This is a genomic window from Arthrobacter sp. 10N43 (assembly GCF_056394525.1).
In genome coordinates this window covers 267,174-287,782 of record NZ_JBFTIA010000005.1, presented here as the reverse complement: position 1 = coordinate 287,782, position 20,609 = coordinate 267,174, and the positions used below count along the sequence as shown (strand labels likewise).

At 69.4% G+C, this 20,609-nt stretch carries 17 protein-coding genes; 7 read left to right on the top strand and 10 right to left on the bottom strand.

What is annotated here, in order from left to right; translation table 11 throughout:
• Nucleotides 1-54 precede the first annotated feature (54 nt).
• From AC1DDO_RS13010 to AC1DDO_RS13000, 3 genes are read right to left on the bottom strand one after another with little or no spacing between them, the layout of a single operon-like run.
• Nucleotides 55-1,110 (bottom strand): glycosyltransferase family 2 protein, encoded by a 1,056-nt coding sequence (locus tag AC1DDO_RS13010; protein ID WP_476971986.1) that lies wholly within the window; start codon nt 1,108-1,110, stop codon nt 55-57.
• Nucleotides 1,103-2,617, bottom strand: coding sequence for a lipopolysaccharide biosynthesis protein (locus AC1DDO_RS13005; RefSeq protein ID WP_476971985.1), 1,515 nt, complete (start codon nt 2,615-2,617; stop codon nt 1,103-1,105). Before AC1DDO_RS13005 ends, AC1DDO_RS13010 begins: the two co-directional genes overlap by 8 nt.
• Nucleotides 2,614-3,774 (bottom strand): glycosyltransferase family 4 protein, encoded by a 1,161-nt coding sequence (locus AC1DDO_RS13000; protein WP_476971984.1) that lies wholly within the window; start codon nt 3,772-3,774, stop codon nt 2,614-2,616. The genes AC1DDO_RS13005 and AC1DDO_RS13000 overlap by 4 nt, the downstream gene beginning before the upstream one ends.
• Nucleotides 3,775-4,254: 480 nt before the next feature.
• Between AC1DDO_RS13000 and AC1DDO_RS12995 the strand changes: the two genes are divergently transcribed.
• The 5 genes from AC1DDO_RS12995 to sufU all read left to right on the top strand — a co-directional run bounded on the left by AC1DDO_RS12995 (nt 4,255) and on the right by sufU (nt 10,486).
• Nucleotides 4,255-5,685, top strand: a complete 1,431-nt coding sequence (locus AC1DDO_RS12995) for a tyrosine-protein kinase domain-containing protein (protein ID WP_476971983.1) — start codon at nt 4,255-4,257, stop codon at nt 5,683-5,685.
• A gap of 74 nt (nt 5,686-5,759) precedes the next feature.
• Nucleotides 5,760-7,073: a hypothetical protein gene (locus AC1DDO_RS12990; protein ID WP_476971982.1), complete on the top strand. Its 1,314-nt coding sequence runs from the start codon at nt 5,760-5,762 to the stop codon at nt 7,071-7,073.
• The gene (locus AC1DDO_RS12985) at nt 7,070-8,623 is read left to right on the top strand and encodes a glycerophosphodiester phosphodiesterase (protein ID WP_476971981.1); all 1,554 of its coding nucleotides are present in this window, start codon (nt 7,070-7,072) and stop codon (nt 8,621-8,623) included. The genes AC1DDO_RS12990 and AC1DDO_RS12985 overlap by 4 nt, the downstream gene beginning before the upstream one ends.
• 88 nt (nt 8,624-8,711) lie before the next feature.
• Entirely contained in the window at nt 8,712-10,019 is a 1,308-nt protein-coding gene (locus tag AC1DDO_RS12980; RefSeq protein WP_476971980.1) for a SufS family cysteine desulfurase, read from the top strand.
• A gap of 11 nt (nt 10,020-10,030) precedes the next feature.
• Nucleotides 10,031-10,486: a Fe-S cluster assembly sulfur transfer protein SufU gene (gene sufU / locus AC1DDO_RS12975; RefSeq protein ID WP_476867626.1), complete on the top strand. Its 456-nt coding sequence runs from the start codon at nt 10,031-10,033 to the stop codon at nt 10,484-10,486.
• A 54-nt stretch (nt 10,487-10,540) separates the two neighbouring features.
• On the opposite strand, the gene AC1DDO_RS12970 is transcribed toward sufU, so the two are convergent.
• From AC1DDO_RS12970 to AC1DDO_RS12950, 5 genes are all read right to left on the bottom strand, one after another.
• Nucleotides 10,541-11,854, bottom strand: a complete 1,314-nt coding sequence (locus AC1DDO_RS12970; protein ID WP_476971979.1) for a UDP-glucose dehydrogenase family protein — start codon at nt 11,852-11,854, stop codon at nt 10,541-10,543.
• 29 nt (nt 11,855-11,883) lie between these two features.
• Nucleotides 11,884-12,327 carry a VanZ family protein gene (locus AC1DDO_RS12965; RefSeq protein ID WP_476867624.1) on the bottom strand — a complete coding sequence of 148 codons (444 nt, stop codon included), beginning with the start codon at nt 12,325-12,327 and terminating at the stop codon, nt 11,884-11,886.
• Nucleotides 12,328-12,439: 112 nt separating this feature from the next.
• Nucleotides 12,440-12,661, bottom strand: a complete 222-nt coding sequence (locus AC1DDO_RS12960; RefSeq protein WP_441409269.1) for an SCO4848 family membrane protein — start codon at nt 12,659-12,661, stop codon at nt 12,440-12,442.
• Between the two features lie 4 nt (nt 12,662-12,665).
• On the bottom strand, nt 12,666-13,163 hold the full coding sequence (locus AC1DDO_RS12955) for a DUF2505 domain-containing protein (protein WP_476867623.1): 498 nt from the start codon (nt 13,161-13,163) through the stop codon (nt 12,666-12,668).
• 46 nt (nt 13,164-13,209) lie between these two features.
• Complete coding sequence (locus AC1DDO_RS12950; RefSeq protein WP_476971978.1) at nt 13,210-14,733, bottom strand: SDR family oxidoreductase; 1,524 nt, start codon at nt 14,731-14,733, stop codon at nt 13,210-13,212.
• A gap of 265 nt (nt 14,734-14,998) precedes the next feature.
• Here AC1DDO_RS12950 and mfd point away from each other — a divergent pair, with 265 nt between their 5' ends.
• Nucleotides 14,999-18,655, top strand: a complete 3,657-nt coding sequence (gene mfd, locus AC1DDO_RS12945) for a transcription-repair coupling factor (protein WP_476971977.1) — start codon at nt 14,999-15,001, stop codon at nt 18,653-18,655.
• A 4-nt stretch (nt 18,656-18,659) separates the two neighbouring features.
• Nucleotides 18,660-19,484 (top strand): metal-dependent hydrolase, encoded by an 825-nt coding sequence (locus AC1DDO_RS12940; RefSeq protein WP_441409273.1) that lies wholly within the window; start codon nt 18,660-18,662, stop codon nt 19,482-19,484.
• A 51-nt stretch (nt 19,485-19,535) separates the two neighbouring features.
• Here AC1DDO_RS12940 and AC1DDO_RS12935 read toward each other — a convergent pair whose 3' ends face one another.
• Nucleotides 19,536-19,760 (bottom strand): hypothetical protein, encoded by a 225-nt coding sequence (locus AC1DDO_RS12935; RefSeq protein WP_441409274.1) that lies wholly within the window; start codon nt 19,758-19,760, stop codon nt 19,536-19,538.
• Between the two features lie 53 nt (nt 19,761-19,813).
• A complete protein-coding gene (gene deoC / locus AC1DDO_RS12930; RefSeq protein WP_476971976.1) occupies nt 19,814-20,512 on the bottom strand; it encodes a deoxyribose-phosphate aldolase in 699 nt (232 codons plus the stop codon).
• Between the last annotated feature and the right edge of the window lie 97 nt (nt 20,513-20,609).

The following is a 20,609-nucleotide window of genomic DNA, read 5'->3' as shown; positions in this document are numbered from 1 at the left end:
CGCAGATCAGGGGTTCGGCGCCGGCGGCGCGGGGGCGGTGAAACAGCAGTAAAACTATTTTCTGCGGTACTCGCTGTAGACGTAGCCGAAGGCGCCCGCTGCCATGCCCAGGCCGCGGGCGGCAGTGCGCATTCCTTTGGCCTGCTGCTGCGCCGATCCGCTGATGAGGCCAGCCGCCAGGCGTGCCGATCCGCCGACCAGCCGGGCTGATCCGGATCCCAGGGCAACGCCCCTGGCACCCAGCCGGGCGGTGGCGCCGCCGGCAAGTTCCAGGTTCACGCGGGTCGCGGAGTTCCCGCTGCGCAGGGCGCGGCGGAGGACCCAGCCGCGGGTGAGCCGCGAGGACGGGACCCGGTCCACCACGATGGCCTCGTCGCACCACAGCATGGAACCTCCGCGCTGGACGAGCTGCCGCGTGAAGAGCGTGTCAGAGCCGCCGCTGAGGCCGAACCGTTCATCAAACGAGAGCCGCAGGTCACGGACCTGCCGCAGGTCCAGGAGCAGGTTGTTCGTCGCCGCCACGTCAAGGCGGGTCCCGGTGGCGAGCCTGCGGCGGTTGAAGAACTTTCCGGCTTCGATCCAGGGCTCGGGAGCGTGTTCGTATTCGCTGATGACCGGGCCCACGACGGCGGCGGCGCCGCTGGAGCGCTGCAGGCCCACCAGCTGCGCCAGCCACCGCTCCGAGGGCACTTCGTCGTCGTCGATAAAGACCAGCAGCTCACTTGACGCAGCCTCCCGCAGGGCGCGGTTCCGCGCCGCCGCGATCCCGGGCCTGGGCTCGTGGACGTACCGGACCAGCCCGGGCCGGAGGGTGCCGGCGAGTTGTTCCACGATGGGACGGGCGCTGGCCTCGGGGTCGTTGTCGACCACCAGTACCGTGGCCGGCGGCCCCGCCGGCCCGTCCGGCCCGTCCAGGGACTCCGGCCCCGGACCGGCCTGGCCTGCTGCGGCATGGCCGGTTTCCGCCTGGTCCGCCAGCCGCGGCAGCGCCAGGGCGATGTCCTCCGGTCTGCGGTAGGTCAGCACCACAATGACCAGGCCGTCTGCCGGGATCCCGACGGCGGGTTCCTCGCCCGTGGGGCGGACTCCGGGGTGGGTGATGTCAGACATTGTGACCTCTCGTCGTCGTGTGGGCTTGCCGGCGGGCGGGCCGCCCAATGAGCGCGCGCGCCTGCCCGAGGTAGCCGGAGAGCGTGCGCCGGTGGAAAACCCGCAGCGCGGCGAGGGCGAGCCCGGCATAGAGCGCCAGCCCGCCGAACAGGTGCCACGGGCCGTGCACGGTGGCCAGGGAAAGCGCCCAGTAGCCTGCCGCGCCCCAGGCCGCGGCGTGGACTGCGGGGAAGATGGCCGCCAGCTGGGACATCGCCGTCACACCGGTCAGCCGGTACTGGATGCGCAGGAGCACGGGGGTGAGGATGAAGCCGGCGGTTGAGTAGCCGACGGCGACGCCGAACACGCCGAACTGGAGTCCGATCACGATTCCGCCCACCTGCACGACGGCGGCCAGGATTTCGTACCGGAGGATCAACCCGCTTTGCCCGAGGCCCTTCATCAGGGAGGGGGTGACGTAGAAAACGGTTTCGCGGGCGCCCCCAATGGCGAGCACGCTCACCAGCCCGGCCGCGGGCAGCCACTCAGGGCCCAAGACCAGGCCCACGAGCTCGGGGGCGGCGCAGGCCACGAAGATCATCAGCGGGACCGCGGAGATCGCCAGCAGCCGGGTCGCGGCCACGAGGCTTGCGGCCACTTTCTCCGGGCTGCCGGCCGCGCGGGCGAACGCGGGAAACATGACCCGGTTGACGGTCTGGCCAATCAGCTGGACCGGGATGACCAGGATGCGGTAGGCCATTCCGTACAGCGAGAGGGCGGCCACGCCGAGTACCCGGCCCACCAGGATGTTATCCAGGTTCCGGGAGAAGTAGGCCAGGCAGTCCGTGGCAAAGACGCTGACGCTGAACTTCAACAGGGGCGCCACGGTCCGGAAGGCAAAATTGGGGACGGGACCCCTGTTCGCCGCGAGCAACAACGCGCTGCAGACGAGGTCGGCAGTGACCACCTGGTACACCATGGACCACGGGCCGGCCCCGGCGAGCGCGGCGCCGATTCCGGCCGCGCAGCCCGCGGCGGCGGCCACAATGTCCGCCGCGCCCACCCGGTGGAGGGCAAGGTTGCGGGACAACATGGCCCGCGGCGTGATGGCCAGGGCCTTGATGGGGACGGCCAACGCCAGCAGCCGCAGGATCGGCTCAAGCTCCGCTACGCCGAAGAACTGCGCGATCCACGGCGCGGCCCACCACGTCACCGCCCCGAGCAGCACCGCCACCAGAATGTTCAGCGTGGCGGTGGCACCTGCCATGCGGCGGCTGACATCGGGCCGCTGGACGAGGGCCGCGGAGAGGCCCTGGTCCAGCAGCAGCGCCACCAGGCTGATGTACACCGTGGCCGCCGCAATGACTCCGTAGCTCTGCGGGCCCAGGATCCGGGCCAGGACCACGGCGCAGAGCATCTGGAATCCCTGCCGGGCCAGCACTGCCCCGAAGCTCCACCGGACGCCCCGTGCGGTCTTGGGCGGCGCGGCCGGGACCGCGGCCGCGCGGGAGGCCGGGCTTCCCGTCACAACAGCCTGCCGGCGGCCTGGGCCAGATGTCCGGCCATGAGGGTCCCGTAGTGTTCCGGGCTGTGCCTGCGGCCCGCTTCGGCGGCGTCGAGCACTGCGCTGGACTGGTACTCCTGCCACCGGCCGGCAACGCGGGCGAGGGCAGCGGCCAGTTCACCGGGATCGCCGGGCTCGACGAACTGCGCCGAACGGTAACCGGCCGCGGCCTCCCTCAGGCCCGAGGTGTTGCTGACGATCACGGGCCGGGAAGCCAGGACCGCTTCGACGGCCGTGTTGCCGAACGGCTCGTCGAGCCGGGAAGGCACCACGACGACGTCGGACTCGGCAAGGAACGGCCAGACGACATCCTGGAAACCATGGAACGTGACGTGCTCTTCGGCGCCATGGGCCTGAACCTGGCTCCGGAGGCCGGCCTCGTAGTCCTCGTAACCGGGGAAGACCGCCCCGACCAGCGAGAGCCGGGCGGGCACCCCATCGCCGCGCAGCCGCAGCAACGCGTCGATGGCCACATCCACGCCTTTGCGGTGGGACAGCCGCCCGACGTACAGGATCCGGAGCCCGCCGTGGAGCTCGGGCCGGGGTGGGACCGGCTCGGCTGGCCCGGGGACTCCGTTATAGAGCACGTGCGGGCGGCCCTGGAGCGCCGGGAGCGATGCGGCCAGCGTGTCAGAGCTGAACTGGCTGTTGGTCAGGATGCCGCGAGAGAACAGGAGAGGCAGGGCCAAGGCTGCGCGGAGGACCCGCGGGGCGTTGGCCTCCGCCTCATGGACGTGGGTGACCACCGGGACCCCCGTCAGCCGTCCCGCAACCGTCCACAGGGGGACAGTAATGGTGTTCGCCAGGATGACGTCCGGACGGGAGCCTCGGATCACACCGATGCTGCGGAGCAGCCCGTACACCGAGGTGGCCGCGAGCTTCACCAGGCCGGGGGGCGTGAGCAGGCTCTTGCGCAGCACCGGCGTCGGCGAGAGAACCACCGCGGCGCCCCGGCGCTTGAGTTCCGCCACGAGCGGCCCGGTCGACGGCAGGGCCACCAGGACGCGGGCGCCGCTGCGGTGCAGCCCGTCGATGGTTTCCAGCAGCACCCGGTCTGAGCCGTAGAGATCGGCGCTGGGGTGCGCCACCAGTACCGAGAATTGCCCGTCGTCAGTCGTCATAGTGCCCCCCTCGATCCGGAACCCCGGCGGAAGGCATCCCTGAACGGGACCGCGCTGCTGCTGGCGCAGGAACACCGGTCCGGCCGCCGGGGACGGGCCCCGGGACCCGTTGCTGGAACCCTGCCGCTGAGATTTGCTGCTGAGACCTGCTGCTGAGACCCGCCAGGATCTGGGTCCAAGCCCTGCTTCCAGGACTTGAATCCCAAAGTGTTTCCGGACCTGCCGGTCCGCCCTGGCTTACGCAAAGACTACGGCCGGTGCCCGAATTTGGCTAGGATTCAGGGCCCGCCGGCATGACCGCCCGCCGGCCGGGCGGTGTTCGCATCGGGGCCGGGAGGTGTGGGGGCCCGAAGCGTGCCTAAAAGACATAGAACCAAAAAGCTTCCGCACGGCACGGACGCGGTCAATAATGGTGCGTCAAGGGACCATGAAAGACCGTGCCGCGGCAGGCACGGCGTGGTGGCCGCATGGGGGGTTCGATTGGAACTGTCTGAATACGGGCGCGCAATTGTGCGCGGCTGGCTCATCGTGCTCTTGTGCCTGCTGGCGGGCATAGCCGTTGCCTGGGGCGTGACGGAGAAGACAACGCCGGTGTATCAAAGCACCGTCAAGTTCTATGTGGTCTCGCCGCCGTCAGCGGGACAGTCGTCCCTGCAGTCCCTCGAGCTGTCGCGGGGACGTATTGCCTCGTATGCGAGCCTGATCAAGAGCGACAAGTTCGTGGAAAAACTGGTCAGCAGCAGTTCCACGGGCCTGACGGCATCGGACATTGCGCAGAGCGTCAGTGCCTCCGCGGACCAGGACACCCTGATGCTGACAGTTGTGGTCAGTCTGCCGGACCAGGCCAAGGCCCTTGAGATCGCCCGCGAGATCGTCTCCGGCCTCAACTCGGCGCTGGATGACGTCGGCGCCGGCCGGACGCAGAGCGGCGGCGGGCAGACGCTGCTGAACGTCGTGGCCGGACCCACCGACGAGGCGGATCCGGTGTCCCCCCGGCTTTCCTTGAACCTGGCCCTGGGCGCGCTGCTCGGCCTCGGCGCCGGCATCGCCATCGCGGTCGCCCGCCGGATGACAGACCACACCCTGCGGACCCCGGAAGAGGTCCAAGACGCGTCCGGACTGCCGCTGCTTGCCCGCGTCCCGGCCAGCACGCAGGCCCGGCAGTTCTCGTCAGTCCTGGAACGCAGCCCGGCCTCGCTGCTGGACGAGGCGGCACGCCGCCTCCGAACCAACATTGAACACCTGCCCGCACTGCCGGCCTCCGGCGTCGTGCTCATTACCTCGGCTCGGGCAGGGGAGGGCAAGACCACCGTGGCACTCATGCTGGCCCGCGCGTGGGCAGAGGCGGGGGAGAAGGTCCTGCTGGTGGAAACGGACCTCCGCTTCCCGCGGCTGGAATCCGAACTCAAACTCGGCAACCCGCTCGGCCTGGCCGACGTCCTCGCCGGCCGGGCGGCCCTGCCCCGTGTCATCCAGAAAACAGCCAGCGACAGGCTCCACATTGTTGCTGCCGGCTCGGTTCCCTATAACCCCACCGAACTCCTGGCGGGACAGCCCATGACGGCCGTGCTGGGCGAGATGCGCGGCAGCTACAGCCGCGTCATCCTCGACGCGCCGGCCATGCAGCCGTTCAGCGACGCCGCCCTGCTGGCCGTGCAGGCGGACTCAACAGTGCTGGTGGTCCGGTACCAGAAGGTGACGCGCGAACTGCTGGGCGCGTCCCTGCGGAACCTGGAACTGGTGAAAGGCGCCGTCGCGGGCGTGGTGCTGAACGCCCTCCCGCTGCGGCTGTCCGAAGGCCGCAAGCAGCCGCGGACAAAGCTGCGCAAGCCGAAGAAACGTGCCACGGTGACGGCCCCGGAGGCCCCTGCAGAGCCGGCTCCGGTCAAGCACTCTGCCGCCCGGCGGTGACCGTGGACGGCGTCGTTGTCGCTGCAGTTCTCCTCGGGCCGGGCCGGGCCGTGAAGTCCGGCCAGGTGGCCTAGATGCAGCTGGCGGCCTGGATCGGAGTGTGCCTCGCGGCGGCCTTCCTCTTCCGCAAACGCGTCAGGGTTCCGTTGGCTGCGGTCTTGGGCTTGTGGCTGCTGGTGCCGGCGATCGGATCCGCGACGCTCACCGGGGTGTCCTCCGGTCCCATGTCCGTCCATGCCGCAACGTGGCTGGTGGCCGCGGTCTTCCTCGTGCGGCTGCTTTACGACCCCGCCAGCATCCGGACGGTCCTGGGTGCCCATTTCCTTCTGTTCCTGGTTCTGGGGCTGGTCATCCTGGCGGCCTACCTGGCCACATCGACCTCCGGCAACGGCGGCGGCATGGTCCTGTTGGTGGACCAGATCGTGGTGCCGGTGCTGTTTTTCCTGCTGCTGCTTGCCGACGCCGTTCGCGGCCAGGGCCTGGTGGCGGTGCTGCGCACCGTGCTCCTGGCTCTTGTTGCGCTCGTGTGTGCCGTGGCCGTCGCGCAGTGGCTGAGCGGGAACGTCCTGTTCTACGAGGCAGGGTTCAAAACCCAGTACTGGTTCGCCCGGAATGCCGGCCGCTGGATGGGGACACTTGACCAGCCACTCGCCCTGTCCCTGGTGGTGGCTGTTGCGGCGCCGCTGGTGGCAGGCCTGACACGGCAATGGCTGCAGGCCGGGCTGCTGGCACTGATGGCCGTGGGTATGCTGATCTCGCAGTCCCGGGTGGGCCTGGTGGCCCTGGCCGTGGCCATCGTGGTGGTGGTGCTCTTTGCCCGCCGGCCTGTCTGGGTCAAGACGGCCATGCTCCTGGTGATGACGGGAGTGGGCGCGGCCATCATGGTGTCCCCGCTGGTGGCCGGCGTGGCGGGACGGGTGGCCGACGACACCGGCTCCAGCGAGGCCCGCGGCATTGCCCTGGAGTACTTCCTGGGCCGCTGGAGCGACTTTGCCGTGGCCGGCCAGGGCATCGGCTCCAGCTACCGGGTGGCGGTCCAGGCCGGGCTGCAAACGAGCTTCGAGAATCCGACCCTGATGTACGGCATCGACATCGGCCTCCTGTTCTCCGTCTTCTACTTCGGTGCCATGGCCGTCTTGGTGTGCCGCGGCATGAGGACCGGTTATCCCGGCCTGACCCTGGCCGCGATCATGGCGCTGGTCATTCCGCAGACCTACAGCTCCCTGGCCACCCGGTCCGCCGCCGGCATCGTCATCTGGACGGTACTGGCCATGGTGGTCATCGCGACCGACGAGGCCAGGGCACACAGGGCGTCCACGCGCGCACGGGTCCCCGCAGCCGTCCCCGCCCGCACCGCCGTGACCCTGCAGGGCGCAGGATCGCCGTGATCGCGCGGCGGCAGTTCCTGGGCTTCGCGGCAGCCGGGGCCGTACTGGGCGTGGCCGGCTGCTCGGCCTGTCCGGGGAGCCCCGCGCCGGGCGCCACTGCCCGGCCGCGGCCCCGGATCGTCCCCGCGGCGTCCGCGGCCAAGGAATTCGTCACCACGGGCGCCGTCGCCGCGCCGGGGGACAAGGGGCCCTTCACGGTCGCCGCCTTGCTGGCAGCGCCGTCGTTCTTCGTCGCGCACCGGGGTTCGGGGGACAACTGGCCGGAGCACACCATGCGCGCCTACAAGGGGGCGGTGGCCGCAGGGCTGAAGGCGATCGAAGTGTCGGTTTCCGCCACCTCGGACGGCGTGCTGGTCTGCCACCACGACCTGAACACCCAGCGGCTGACCGGCATTGACCTGACCATTGCCCGGGCGCCCTACGCCGCCCTGGAGCCCCTGCGCAACGATGCCCGGGCCTGGCTCGGCCCGGCCACACCGCTGGAACCCATCGCGCTGCTCTCCGACGTCCTGGACGCCTTCGTGGCCAGCCACGTGATCTTCCTTGAGGACAAGCCCGGGACCAACGCCGACGAAATCCTGGCCCTGCTGGAGAAGTATCCCGCGGCCCGGGAGCACGTGGTGTGGAAGCAGCCGTCCGCGTCGCCGGGGCACAAGCTCGCCGCCGCGAAAGGCTACACGACGTTCGGCTACATGGTCGCGCGCGACCAGGCCAAGGTCCCGGAGCTCATCCCGCGCACGGACCTGCTGGGGATCCACTACACCGTGCCGGAGGCCATGATCCGGCAGGTGGTGGCCTCCGGCAAACCGGTGCTCGCCTGGGAGCTGCACCGGCGCAGCGAGTACGCCCGCCTGCAGGACCTCGGTGTGCGGGGCTTCATTTGCGCCAACATCGGCTATGTCCTGCACCAGGACGAACCGCTTAGCGAAGATGGCTTCGCCGCCGGGCGCCGGGGAACCGGTGACCTGCCGTGGGCCGCCGACGCTGTCTGGGACGGGCAGCCGGCATTTGCCGACGGCGCCGTCAGCATCTCCAGCCCGGGCCAGTCCGGCTACGTGCTGGGCTCGCTGGCGGAGGCGGTCAACTCCCCGGACTGGGAGTTCGAGTTCGAACTCCGCTGGCCCTCCGGACTCCCGGCGGCCGGCCCCGGCGCGGGGGTGGCCTTTGGCCAGGACGGCGACGCGCCATACCGTCCCGGGTCCGCCCCGAAAGTCTCCGGCTATTCCCTGGACGTCGCCGCGGACGGCACCCTGGCGCTCTACCGGCACGACGCCGGGACCAGGGATCCGGTCCGGCTCGCCCAAGCCGGCAGCCCCGCGCCGCGGGCCGGAGAGTGGATGAAGTTCGTGGTGTCGCTGCGGCCGTGGAGCATCGCCGTCCGCCGGGACGGGGGCGGTACCTCCGGCTGGAGCGTCTCGGCCGAGGACACCCGCTACGGCGGGGCATGGCTGACCCTGCTGAAGAATTACGATGCCGGACCTCCCGTCGAGTTCCGCGGCGTGCGGGTCCGCGCGGTGGCCGCGCAGGAGGGCTGCGGGAACGTGGGATAATTAGGTTTAATCTGTGTGACGTATTTCGCACCGGCTGCCAGGCCGGCAGGGGTACGCCGCAGCGAACGCCGATCCAGGAGTCTCCGCCATGGTTGCCACCCCAGCCCACCTCCGCCGCTCTGCCGCCACGCTCGGAAACGAAGAGGTCCTGAGGATCCGCAACGACTTCCCGATCCTGCAGCAGCACGTCAACGGCCAGCCGCTGGTCTACCTGGACTCCGGGGCCACCTCGCAGAACCCGCTCAGCGTGCTCGAGGCCGAACAGGAGTTCTACGAGCAGCGGAACTCCGCGGTCCACCGCGGGGCGCACCACCTCGCCGTCGAGGCCACCGAAGCCTTCGAAAACGCCCGGGAAACCGTGGCGGACTTTGTCGGGGCGCAGTGGGATGAACTGATCTGGACCTCCAACGCCACGGAGGGCCTGAACCTGCTCACCTACTCCTTCCTCAACGCGTCCCTGCCGGGCGCCGCACCCGAGGCGGCCCGGTTCGCCCTGGCCCCGGGCGACGAAATCGTGGTCACGGAGATGGAACACCATGCCAACCTGATTCCCTGGCAGGAACTGGCCGCCCGGACGGGCGCGACCGTGAAGTTCATCCCGATCGACGACGCCGGCGCCCTGGACCTGGCCGCCGCCGCCGGCATCGTGGGCCCCCGCACCCGCGTCCTGGCATTCACGCACGCGTCCAACGTCCTGGGCACCATCAACCCGGTGGCGGCCCTGGTGGCCCTGGCCCGGTCCGCGGGCGCCCTCGTGGTGCTCGACGCGTGCCAGTCCGCGCCGCACCTGCCCTTGAACGTCAAGGCGCTCGACGTCGACTTCGCCGTGTTCTCCGGCCACAAGATGCTCGCACCGACCGGAATCGGCGCGCTCTATGGCCGCTCGGAGCTGCTCAACGCGATGCCGCCGTTCCTGACCGGCGGTTCCATGATCACCACCGTCACCATGGAACGTGCGGGTTTCCTGCCGAGCCCTCAGCGCTTCGAAGCCGGCACCCAGCGCATTTCGCAGGCCGTGGCGCTCGCCGCGGCGGTGAACTACCTCAGCGAAACCGGGATGGACCGCATCCACGCCTGGGAAGCCGAACTCGGCCAGCGCCTCGTGCAGGGCCTGGACTCCATCCCCGGCATCCGCGTGCTGGGTCCCGCTGCGGGGCAGGAACGGATCGGCCTGGCGGCGTTCGACGTCGCCGGCGTCCACGCGCACGACGTCGGCCAGTTCCTGGACAGCCGCGGGATCGCCGTGCGGGTGGGCCACCACTGCGCCCAGCCGCTGCACCGCCGGCTCGGCCTGACGGCCACCACGCGCGCCAGCACCTACCTGTACAACACCACGGACGATGTGGACGCGTTCCTCAACGCGGTCGCCGATGTCCGTGCCTACTTCAAAGCCTAGGACGGCCATCCATGAGTCTTGACCAGCTCTACCAGCAGATCATCCTGGAGCACTCCAAAGCCCGGCACGGCAGCGGCCTGGCCGCCGCGGCCGCACCCAATGGCGCGAGCAGCGGCCAGTCCCACCAGCTGAATCCGACCTGCGGGGACGAAATCACGGTCCGGGTGTCCGTGGCCGGTGGGAAAGTCAGTGAGCTGCGCTGGGACGGCGACGGCTGCTCCATCTCGATGGCGTCGGCCTCCGTGCTGACGGACCTCGCCGAGGGCATGACCGTCGGGGAACTCCGCACCGTCATTGACAGCTTCCGCGAAGTGCTGCGGTCCCGCGGCAAGGTGCCGGCCGATCCGGAGATCCTGGGCGACGCCGCCGCGTTTGAGGGTGTGTCCCGCTACGCTGCCCGGGTCAAGTGCGCCATGCTCTCATGGGTTGCCGCGGAAGACGCCCTCGGCCAGGCGCTGGCGTCCTGACAGCGTCCTGACCGCACCTCGAACGTATCTTGAAGGCGTCCTGACCGCACCGCGTCAGGGCCGGCCCAGGCCCTTGTAGGTCCAGCCGGCGGCCCGCCACTTGGCGGGGTCCAGGACATTGCGGCCGTCCAGGATGCGCGGCGCGGACACGAGCGCCTTGGCCGCGTGCGGATCGAGCTCCTGGTAGGCCTGCCACTCCGTCAGCAGCAGCACGGCATCGGCCTTGTGCAGCGTCGTCTCAAGGTCCGGCTCCAACTGCAGCTCCGGGAAGCGCTTGGCGGCGTTGGACAGCGCCTGCGGGTCGGTAACGGTCACGACGGCGCCCTGCAGCTGCAGCTGCGCGGCGGCGCTCAGCGCGGGCGAGTCCCGGACGTCGTCGCTTTCGGGTTTGAAGGCCGCACCCAGCACGGCAATCCTTTGTCCCATCAGGGTGCCGCCACAGAGCTCCCGCGTGAGCTCCACAACGCGGGTGCGGCGCCGCATGTTGATGGCGTCCACCTCCCGCAGGAACGTCAGGGCCTGGTCGGCGCCCAGTTCACCGGCGCGGGCCATGAAGGCCCGGATGTCCTTGGGCAGGCAGCCGCCGCCGAAGCCGATGCCGGCGTTCAGGAATTTCCTGCCGATCCGATCATCGAGGCCGATCGCGTCAGCCAGGCGCGTCACATCGGCGCCCGTGGCTTCGCAGACCTCGGCCATGGCATTGATAAAGGAAATCTTGGTGGCCAGGAAGGAGTTGGCGGCCGTCTTCACGAGCTCTGCGGTGGCGTAGTCCGTCACCAGCCGGGGCGTCCCGCCCGCGAGGGGAGTCTCATAGACCCGGTCGAGGACGGCCACCGCTGGATGGTCTTCGCTGCCGTCCGGCACCCCGTAGACAAACCTGTCCGGGTTCAGGGTGTCCGTTACGGCATGGCCTTCCCGCAGGAATTCAGGGTTCCAGACCAGCGTGGCGCCGGGCTCCGATTCTGCCAGCACCTCGGCCAGCCGTGCGGCGGATCCCACCGGCACGGTGGATTTCCCGGCGACAATGTCGCCGGGGGACACATACTGCGCGAGCGACGCGATGGCCGCGTCAACGAAGTGCAGGTCGGCACCGTTCTCGCCGCGTTTCTGTGGCGTTCCGACGCAGATGAAGTGGACCTCGGCACCGCGGGCGGCTGCCATGTCGGTGGTGAAGCGCAGAAGGCCCGATTCTTCCAGCTCGGAGAGGAGATCGTCCAAGACAGGTTCATAAAACGGGGCGTGGCCCGCCGAGAGCTGCGCTACTTTGTGCTCGTCGACGTCGATGCCGACAACCTCATGACCCAGCTTTGCCATACACACGGCATGAACCGCGCCCAGATATCCGCAACCGATAACCGAGATCCGCATACTTTCGTTGTCCTCCCGTGGTGGCCTGTTCACAGCGTACGCGGTGGGCGCCGGAACCGCACAGCAGCAGAGAACGCCATGAGCAGCAGGGCAGCGAGGGCGCCGATCATGGCGCCAAAGGTGTTCGCGGCGACGTCGGCCACTGAGGCGAAGCGTGCCGGGAGGAAGATGAGCTGGGCGAGCTCAATCAGGGCCGAGGCGACGAAACCGACGGCAACCCCGCCCCACCACAGCCGTGGGCCAAGGATCCGGGCGACGAGGGCGCCCAGGGGGAGGAACAGGATGACATTGGAAGTCAGTTCCACCACCCGATAGTCGAGCCAGGTGGGGACGCCCCAGCGGTGCAGCTTCCGCAGCGATCGCATCAGCAGATCGGATGCGCCCTGGTCCACAGGAACGGGCCAGAGGGCGATGACGCCCAGGACCAGCACATAGGCGCCCAGTGCCCAGATGGCCGCGCGGCGAGATAGCAATTGGCGTCCCCTTTCAGCGGTCCACCTTTTTTGCCGATTCTAGCCGTCGGTACGCCTCCAGGGCAGGAAATCCGGCACACCGGCGGCGGTATGGCCGCCGGTGCGCCGGATGCTAGCTGAACAGCCCGGCAATGCCGATCGCCGCCGTCGCAGCCCCCAGCAGCATCGAGATGCTGACGAGGACCACATGGACGGTCAGGAAGCGCGTGGCCTTGCCGTTGGCGTCGCGGGCACGCGGGTCCTTCATGACCCGGCGCAGGAACTGCGGCCAGACGGCCAGGGACCAGACGCCGGCGACGATCAGGACGACGGCGAGGACTGCGGGCAGTTCCACGGCGTCAGTGGCTTTCGAGCCAGGCCTGGGCCTGCTGGGACTGCAGGTTCAGGGCCTTGCCGACCATCGGTTCGGCCGCGTCGGCGATCTTGCCGCCAAGGAACGGAACCGAGGAGGTCACGTTGCCCTCGAGCTCGATCCGGGTGCTGCCGCCCTCGGACACAAGGCGCTGGACAGCCTTCACGTCCAGCGGGGCGCCGGCGACCTTGAGGGAGATCTGGCTCTGCCGGGAGCCGTCGGCGGCGGGAGCTTCCCATGCCTCGAGCTGGGTGACCTTCAGGGTTTCGCCGACAAATTTCCGGGCGAGGTCAGGCATCCGGGTGGTCGGGATGGTGCGCACGGTGGTGGTGCTGAAAGCGCCGGCGGGGTCTCCGTCAAGGGCAAAGGATTCCAGGGTGCCGCCGACGAGTTCGCTCGTGTGGCGCAGGAAGTCTTCATTGACGAAAACCGCGGTAACGCGGTCGACGCTGTGCGGAACGTTGGTGGATGCACTCAGGGCCATAGGGGTCCTCCGGGATGTGGAAGTGGACGATTCGGGCTCCAACATCCTACGTGGTGGGCCCGGCAGGCTCCGATTCGAGATGGTCCAGCTCCCGGGCGGCGGCGGTGATATTCCGCGACATGGCGGGAAATATGACGCTGTGAAATGGCAGCACCGCGAGCCAGTAGAGGCGGCCGCTGAGGCCTTTGGGGAAGAAAATGGCGCGCTGGCGGTACCGGCTGCCCGCCCCGTCCGGCTCCACGGAGAGCTCGAGCCAGGCCCGGCCCGGGGCCCTCATTTCGGCCCTCAGCCGCAGCAGAGAGCCGCGGTCGATCCGCTCGACCCGCCACCAGTCCACCACCTCGCCCTCCGCCAGCAGGTGGGGGTGCCGGCGGCCGCGCAGCAGCCCCGCCCCGCCGGTGAGCTTGTCCAGCCAGCCGCGTACCTGCCAGGCAAGGGGCAGGGAGTACCAGCCGTTCCGGCCGCCGATTCCTTCGATGACGGTCCACACGTGCCGGGGGTCCACGTCGCTGCGGAAGCTGCGCTCGTCCACGTACACCGTGTGGCCGGACCAGTCCGGGTCGCTGGGCAGGGGATCGGCGTCCACGCCGGCACTGGCCCATGTGGTCTCCACCTGGCCGTCGCGTTCCTTGCCCAGGGCCAGGGCCACGGCCCGCCGGTAGGGGGTCAGTCCGCCGTCGGGCACCGGGATGTAGTGATCGATGTCGTGCTCCCGGGAGACGGCATCGTGCTGGAGCGATTCGACCAGTGGCAGCGACATGGAGAGCGGGATGGGCGTGGTCAGCGCCACCCACATGCCGGCCAGTTTGGGCGCGGGCACCGGCAGGGCCAGCACCACCCGGTGTGGCAGGCCCGCCTCGGCCGCGTATTCCTGCATCATTCCGGCGTAGCTGAGCACCTGGCGGCAGCCGATATCGAACGACCGGTTGATGCTCTCTTCCAGTGAGGCGGCCGCCACGAGGTAGTACAGGACGTCGCGGACCGCGATTGCCTCGATCTTGTTGCGCACCCAGCTTGGGGCCGGCATGAGCGGGAGGGTCTCGGACAGGTGCCGGATCATTTCGAAGGACGCCGAGCCGGAGCCGATGACGACGCCGGCCTGGAACACCACGGCGTCCACGGGGCTGTCCAGGAAGACTTTTCCCACCGCCTCCCGGGACCGCATGTGGGTGGACAGTTCGGCCCCGGCCGGGTGCAGGCCGCCAAGGTAGACGATCCGGCCCACCCCGGCCGAGGCTGCGGCCCGCGCGGCCGTCCCTGCCATCGCCTTTTCCTTCGCCTCGAAACCGGCGCCGGCCGCCATGGAATGGACCAGGTAGTACAGGACGTCGACGCCGTCGAGGGCTTCCCGCAGGGCGTCGCCGTCGTCGAGGCTGCTGTGGACCACCTCGACGCCCTCCAGCCACGGCACTCCGGCGATCTTGGCCGGCGTCCGGACCACTACTTTGACAAGGTGCCCGGCTTCCAGCAGCCGGGGGACAAGCCGGCCGCCGATGTAGCCGGTGGCGCCCGTGACCAGCACGGTTTTCGGGGTCGAATCGTGGTTCGGGCCTGGGGGCTTGCCGTTCATGGGAGGCTCCTGATCGTTGCGCATGCAAGGCATTCGGATACAAGGCATTCGGAGTGTGGCCGGCTGCGGACTGCCGCCAGGCCCGCCGCGGTCCTTCCAGCCTAGCCCCGGCGGCCGCGAACCTGCTGGCCCGGATGCGGGCCCGGGTCCGGGGCCGGTGCGGGCCGCCCCCGGCCGCGCGGTAGGCTTGGAAGACCCGGGATTCTCACGAATTTCGGCTATTCGTGTTGCCTGCATCCCCGTGATCCCATCAGGAGCTCCAGCCATGAGCCTCAACGGCCCCTCTCTCACCGGCTTGCGCCGTGTCCTCGCCGAAGACCGGAATTACGCCCGGATCCAGGCCGAGGCGGCCCGCGGGTTCGCCGGCCGCAGCGAGGACTACCAGATCAGCGCCCCGGCCGGCATGCGGTCCACGTTGCTCGCGGAAATGGCAGACGGGCTGGCCACGCTCGCGGGGAAGGAAGCAGGCAGCCCGGTGCCCGTGGTCCTGGCCGTCACCGCTACCGGCCGGGAGGCCGAGGACCTGACCGAGGCCCTGCGCGCCTTCCTGCCGGCAGACGCCGTCGCCGAGTTCCCCAGCTGGGAGACCCTGCCGCACGAGCGGCTCTCCCCGCGCTCGGACACCGTCGGCCGCCGGCTGTCCGTGCTCCGCCGCCTGGCACACCCCGAATCGGCCACCGCCGGTGCGCTGCGCGTGGTGGTGGCCCCCGTGCGCGCCGTCGTGCAGCCCATCGTCGCCGGCCTGGGCGAACTGGTGCCCGTGACCCTGAAGGTCGGCCAGGAGGCCCCCTTCAGCAGCGTCGTGAAGAGCCTCGCCGACGCCGCCTACGCCCGGGTGGATATGGTGACCCGCCGCGGCGAATTCGCCGTCCGCGGCGGCATGCTGGACGTCTTCCCGCCCACGGAGGACCACCCCATCAGGGTCGAGTTCTTCGGCGACGAGGTGGACCAGATGCGCTGGTTCGCTGTCGCCGACCAGCGCTCGCTGACCGCGCCCGGCCTGCACCACCCCACCGAGCTCCACGCCCCGCCGTGCCGCGAAATCCTGATCACCCCCTCCGTCATGTCCCGCGCGGCGACGCTGAAGTCCCAGCTTCCGGCCGCGGCGGACATGCTGGAAAAGATCGCCGGCGGCATCACCGTCGAGGGCATGGAATCCCTGGCCCCGGTCCTGGTGGACGCCATGGTGCCGTTCCTGGACCAGCTCCCGGCGGGCTCCATCTCCGTGGTGATCGAGCCGGAAAAGGTCCGCACCCGTGCCCACGACCTCGCCGCCACCAACGAGGAATTCCTCGAGGCCGCCTGGTCCACAGCGTCCGACGGCGGCACCGCGCCGCTCGATCTGACCTCCGCGGCGTCCGAAGCCCTGCACTCGGCCAGCTTCCGTTCCCTGACCGAAACCCGCACCGCCGCCCTGGAACACGGCGTCTCCTGGTGGTCCATCACCTCCCTGGCCAGCGACGAGGAGCTGCTCCCCGACGTCGACGTCCTGAACCTGCACGCCCGCGAACCCCGCGGCTACCAGGGCGACGTGGCGGAAATGATGGACTTCATCGGCTCCCGCGTCCGCGACCAGTGGCGGATCGTCGTGGTCACCGAGGGCCCCGGCCCGGCGCAGCGCCTCGCGGAACTCTTCCACGACAACGACATCCCCTGCGCGCGGGTGGACACCCTCGAGGCGGATCCGCAGGCCGGGCTGATCGAGGTGACCACCGCCGCCGTCGGCCGCGGCTTTGTCCTGGACCCGCTCAAGCTGGCGCTGCTGACCGAGGCTGACCTGCTGGGCAGGACCTCAGCCAGTTCCACCAAGGACATGCGCAGGATGCCGTCCAAGCGGCGGAACGCCGTGGACCCTCTCCAGCTCGTGGCCGGGGACTCCGTGGTCCACGAACAGCACGGCATCGGCCGGTTCGTCGAGCTGATCCAGCGCCGGGTGGCCGGGGGCGGCGACGGCGTGCGCGAGTACCTGGTGCTCGAATATGCCCCGTCCAAGCGCGGCGCCCCGGGCGACCGGCTCTTCGTCCCCACCGACCAGCTGGACCAGGTCACCAGGTACGTCGGCGGCGACACCCCGGCGCTGAGCAAGATGGGCGGCGCGGACTGGGCCAGCACCAAGTCCAAGGCCCGCAAGGCGGTCAAGGAGATCGCCGGCGAACTGATCCGGCTGTACTCGGCCCGGATGGCCTCCCGCGGCTACGCTTTCGCCCCGGACACCCCGTGGCAGCGGGAGCTCGAGGAAGCCTTCCCCTACGTGGAGACGCCGGACCAGCTGACCACCATCAACGAGGTCAAGGCCGACATGGAGCGCGAGATCCCGATGGACCGGCTGATCTCCGGCGACGTCGGCTACGGAAAGACCGAGATCGCCGTCCGCGCCGCGTTCAAGGCCGTCCAGGACGGCAAGCAGGTGGCCGTGCTGGTGCCGACGACACTGCTTGCCCAGCAGCACTACGAGACGTTCACCGAACGTTTTTCCGGCTTTCCGCTGGTGGTCAAACCGCTGTCCCGCTTCCAGACTGGCAAGGAGGCCAAGGAAACGGCCGACGGCGTCAAGGCCGGCTCCGTGGACGTCGTGATCGGCACGCACCGGCTGCTGTCCAAGGACTTCGGCTTCAAGGACCTCGGCCTGGTGATCGTGGACGAAGAGCAGCGCTTCGGCGTCGAACACAAGGAGGCGCTCAAGAAGATGCGCACCAACGTGGACGTCCTGGCCATGAGCGCCACCCCCATTCCGCGCACGCTGGAAATGTCCCTGACCGGCATCCGCGAGACTTCCACTCTGGCCACCCCGCCGGAGGAACGGCACCCCGTGCTGACCTACGTGGGCCCGTACACGGACAAGCAGACCTCCGCAGCGATCCGCCGCGAGCTCATGCGCGAAGGCCAGGTGTTCTTCGTCCACAACCGGGTGTCCACGATCGACCGCACCGCGGCGAAGATCCGCGAACTGGTCCCGGAGGCCCGGGTGGAGGTGGCGCACGGGCAGATGTCCGAGAGCCGGCTGGAACAGATCATTGTGGACTTCTGGGAAAAGCGCTTCGACGTCCTGGTCTGCACCACCATCATCGAGACCGGCCTGGACATCTCCAACGCCAACACCCTGATCGTGGACGGCGCGGACAAGTACGGCCTGTCCCAGCTGCACCAGCTGCGCGGACGGGTGGGCCGCGGCCGTGAACGCGCCTACGCCTACTTCCTCTACCCCTCGGAAAAGCCGCTCGGCGAGGTGGCGCTGGAACGGCTCAAGGCCGTCGCGACGCACAACGAGCTCGGCGCCGGCATGCAGCTGGCCATGAAGGACCTGGAGATCCGCGGCGCCGGCAACCTGCTCGGCGGCGAGCAGTCCGGCCACATCCAGGGCGTCGGCTTCGACCTCTACATCCGGCTGGTCGGCGAGGCCGTGGCCGAATACCGCGGCGAGGCCGAGGAAAAGGCCGCCGAAATGAAGATCGAGCTGCCGGTCAACGCGCATCTGCCGCACGACTACGTACCGGGCGAACGGCTGCGCCTGGAGGCCTACCGCAAACTCGCCAGCGCCATCACGTACGAGGCGATCGACGAGGTCCTCGCCGAGCTGGTGGACCGCTACGGCGAACTGCCGCTGCCCGCAACAAACCTGATCGACGTCGCCCGGTTCCGGGTGGGCGCCCGCGAGGCCGGTCTGTCCGACGTCGCGCTGCAGGGCAACTTCATCAAGTTCTCCCCGGCGCAGTTGCCCGAGTCCAAGCTCATGCGCCTGACCCGGATGTACCCGGGCGCCCAGGCCAAGCCTGCCCTGGACGCGGTGCTCATCCCCAAGCCCAAGACGGCGAAGATCGGCGGACGGGACCTGCAGGACGCCGAGATCCTCGAGTGGGCCAACGGCGTCATCCGCAACATCTTCTCTGACACTCCTGTAGCAGCAACACCGGCGGTGAAGTAAAAGAATGATGGGAGGACATCACGCCGCGTCGGGAGCCGCGGCGTGGGTAGCTATTGCCTCGACCGGCCCGTACGCGCTCGGCTGGTACCCGCTGGATCCCACGGGAATCGTCATTGGCGCCATGGCGACGGCGGGGACCGCGCTGGTCTGCGACTGGGACCACCGCGCCAGCACCGTGGCGCACGCGCTGCCCCCGCTGTCCAACCTGGTGGCGCGCGGCATTGAGAACGTCAGCGGCGGCCACAGGCAGGGCACGCATTCGGTGCTGGGCGCGGCGTTCTTCGTGCTGCTGGCCACGTTCGCCGGGCAGTTCCAGGTGCAGACCCAGTGGGGGCTGTTGTCCGTCGGGGCCGGCCTGCTGTGCATGTTCATGATCAACATCGCCGCGAAGGCGCTGAAGCTCTTTCCGAAATCCGGGGTGGTCAGCAACTGGATCTTCGCGCTGCTCATGGCAGGCCTGGTGACGTGGTTCGCGCCGCAGCAGTGGACCTGGCTGCCGGTCTCCATGCTCACCGGCGTGCTGGTGCACATTGTGGGGGACATGATCACCACCGGGGGAGTGCCGCTGCTCTGGCCGATCGTGATCAAGCCGCCGAAGGTCCTGCGGAAACTGCCGCTGCTCAAGAACATCTGGAGAGCCAACGGGGCGTTCTCCATCCCGCTGCTGGGCCGGGCGGGCTCACGGCGGGAATGGTTCGTCCTCATCCCGGTCAGCGGCTACGCGATGGTGGGGATGTTCGGCGCCGGCCTGGCCGTGGCCAAGGCGCACTTCCCGGCAGTCCTGGCGCTGGGCGCGGGGCTGGTGAAGGGCTTGCTTAGGCTCGCTTAAATGGCTGAAGCTCCGGAAATGTCCGGAGCTTCAGTCTTTTAAGCGTGGCGCCTAGTTCTCGCCGGCCGAATCCGAGCGGCCCAGCAGCGTCTGCGGGATCCAGAACGAGAGGGCAAAGAGGACCAGGCAGATGGCCATCGGCCAGACGTTGTCCAGCGTCAGGAAGGACAGCGAGTAGATCGCGCCGAGGAACAGGACCATCATCGGCACGAACACGGCGATGCTGGATCCGAGGCTGTTCTCTACCTGCCGGGACTGGGTGTTGTTGCTGGACATGTGTTCCTCCTCGGCCCCTGGGGGCTCAAAACTGTGGGCGCTGCCGGCACGGATCAGTACGCGGACGAACCCTGTTCACCCTTGACGATCGCGATGCCGGAGCTGGCGCCAATACGTGTTGCACCTGCAGCAATCATAGCCTGAGCATCGGCCAGGGACCGCACGCCGCCGGAGGCCTTGACACCCAGGTCCGGGCCCACGGTGCGGCGCATGAGCGCGACGTCCTCGGCCGTGGCACCGCCGCCGTTGAAGCCGGTGGAGGTCTTGACGAAGTCCGCGCCGGCTTCCACCGCAGCCTGGCAGGCCAGCACCTTCTGGGCGTCATCCAGCAGCGCCGTTTCGATGATGACCTTCAGGATGGCCCCGCCTTCGTGGACGGCCTCGGCGACGGCGGCGATGTCATCCACCAGGGCGCCCTTGTCATTGGCGCGGGCCGCGGCGATGTTGATGACCATGTCCACCTCTTCGGCCCCGTCCAGGACCGCGCCGCGGGCCTCAAAGGCCTTGACGTCGCTCGGCGTGGCGCCCAGCGGGAATCCCACCACGGAGCACGTCAGGACACCGGAGCCCTTCAGCGCTTTCTTGACCGTCTTGACCCAGACCGGGTTCACGCAGACGGACTTGAACCGGTACTCGGCCGCCTCGGCACAGACCTTGAGGATCTCCGCCTCGCTGGCTTCCGGCTTGAGCATGGTGTGGTCGATGTAAGAGGCAATGTCGGGCGTGCCCCCGGTGGCGGCTTCGTGGCTCATGGTGGTCCCTTTCCTGGCGGGCCTGGGGACACGGCGGTCCCTTCCCGGGCCTTGTGGGCCTGCGGGCCCTTGGCGGCGCCGCATGGTGCGCGGCTTA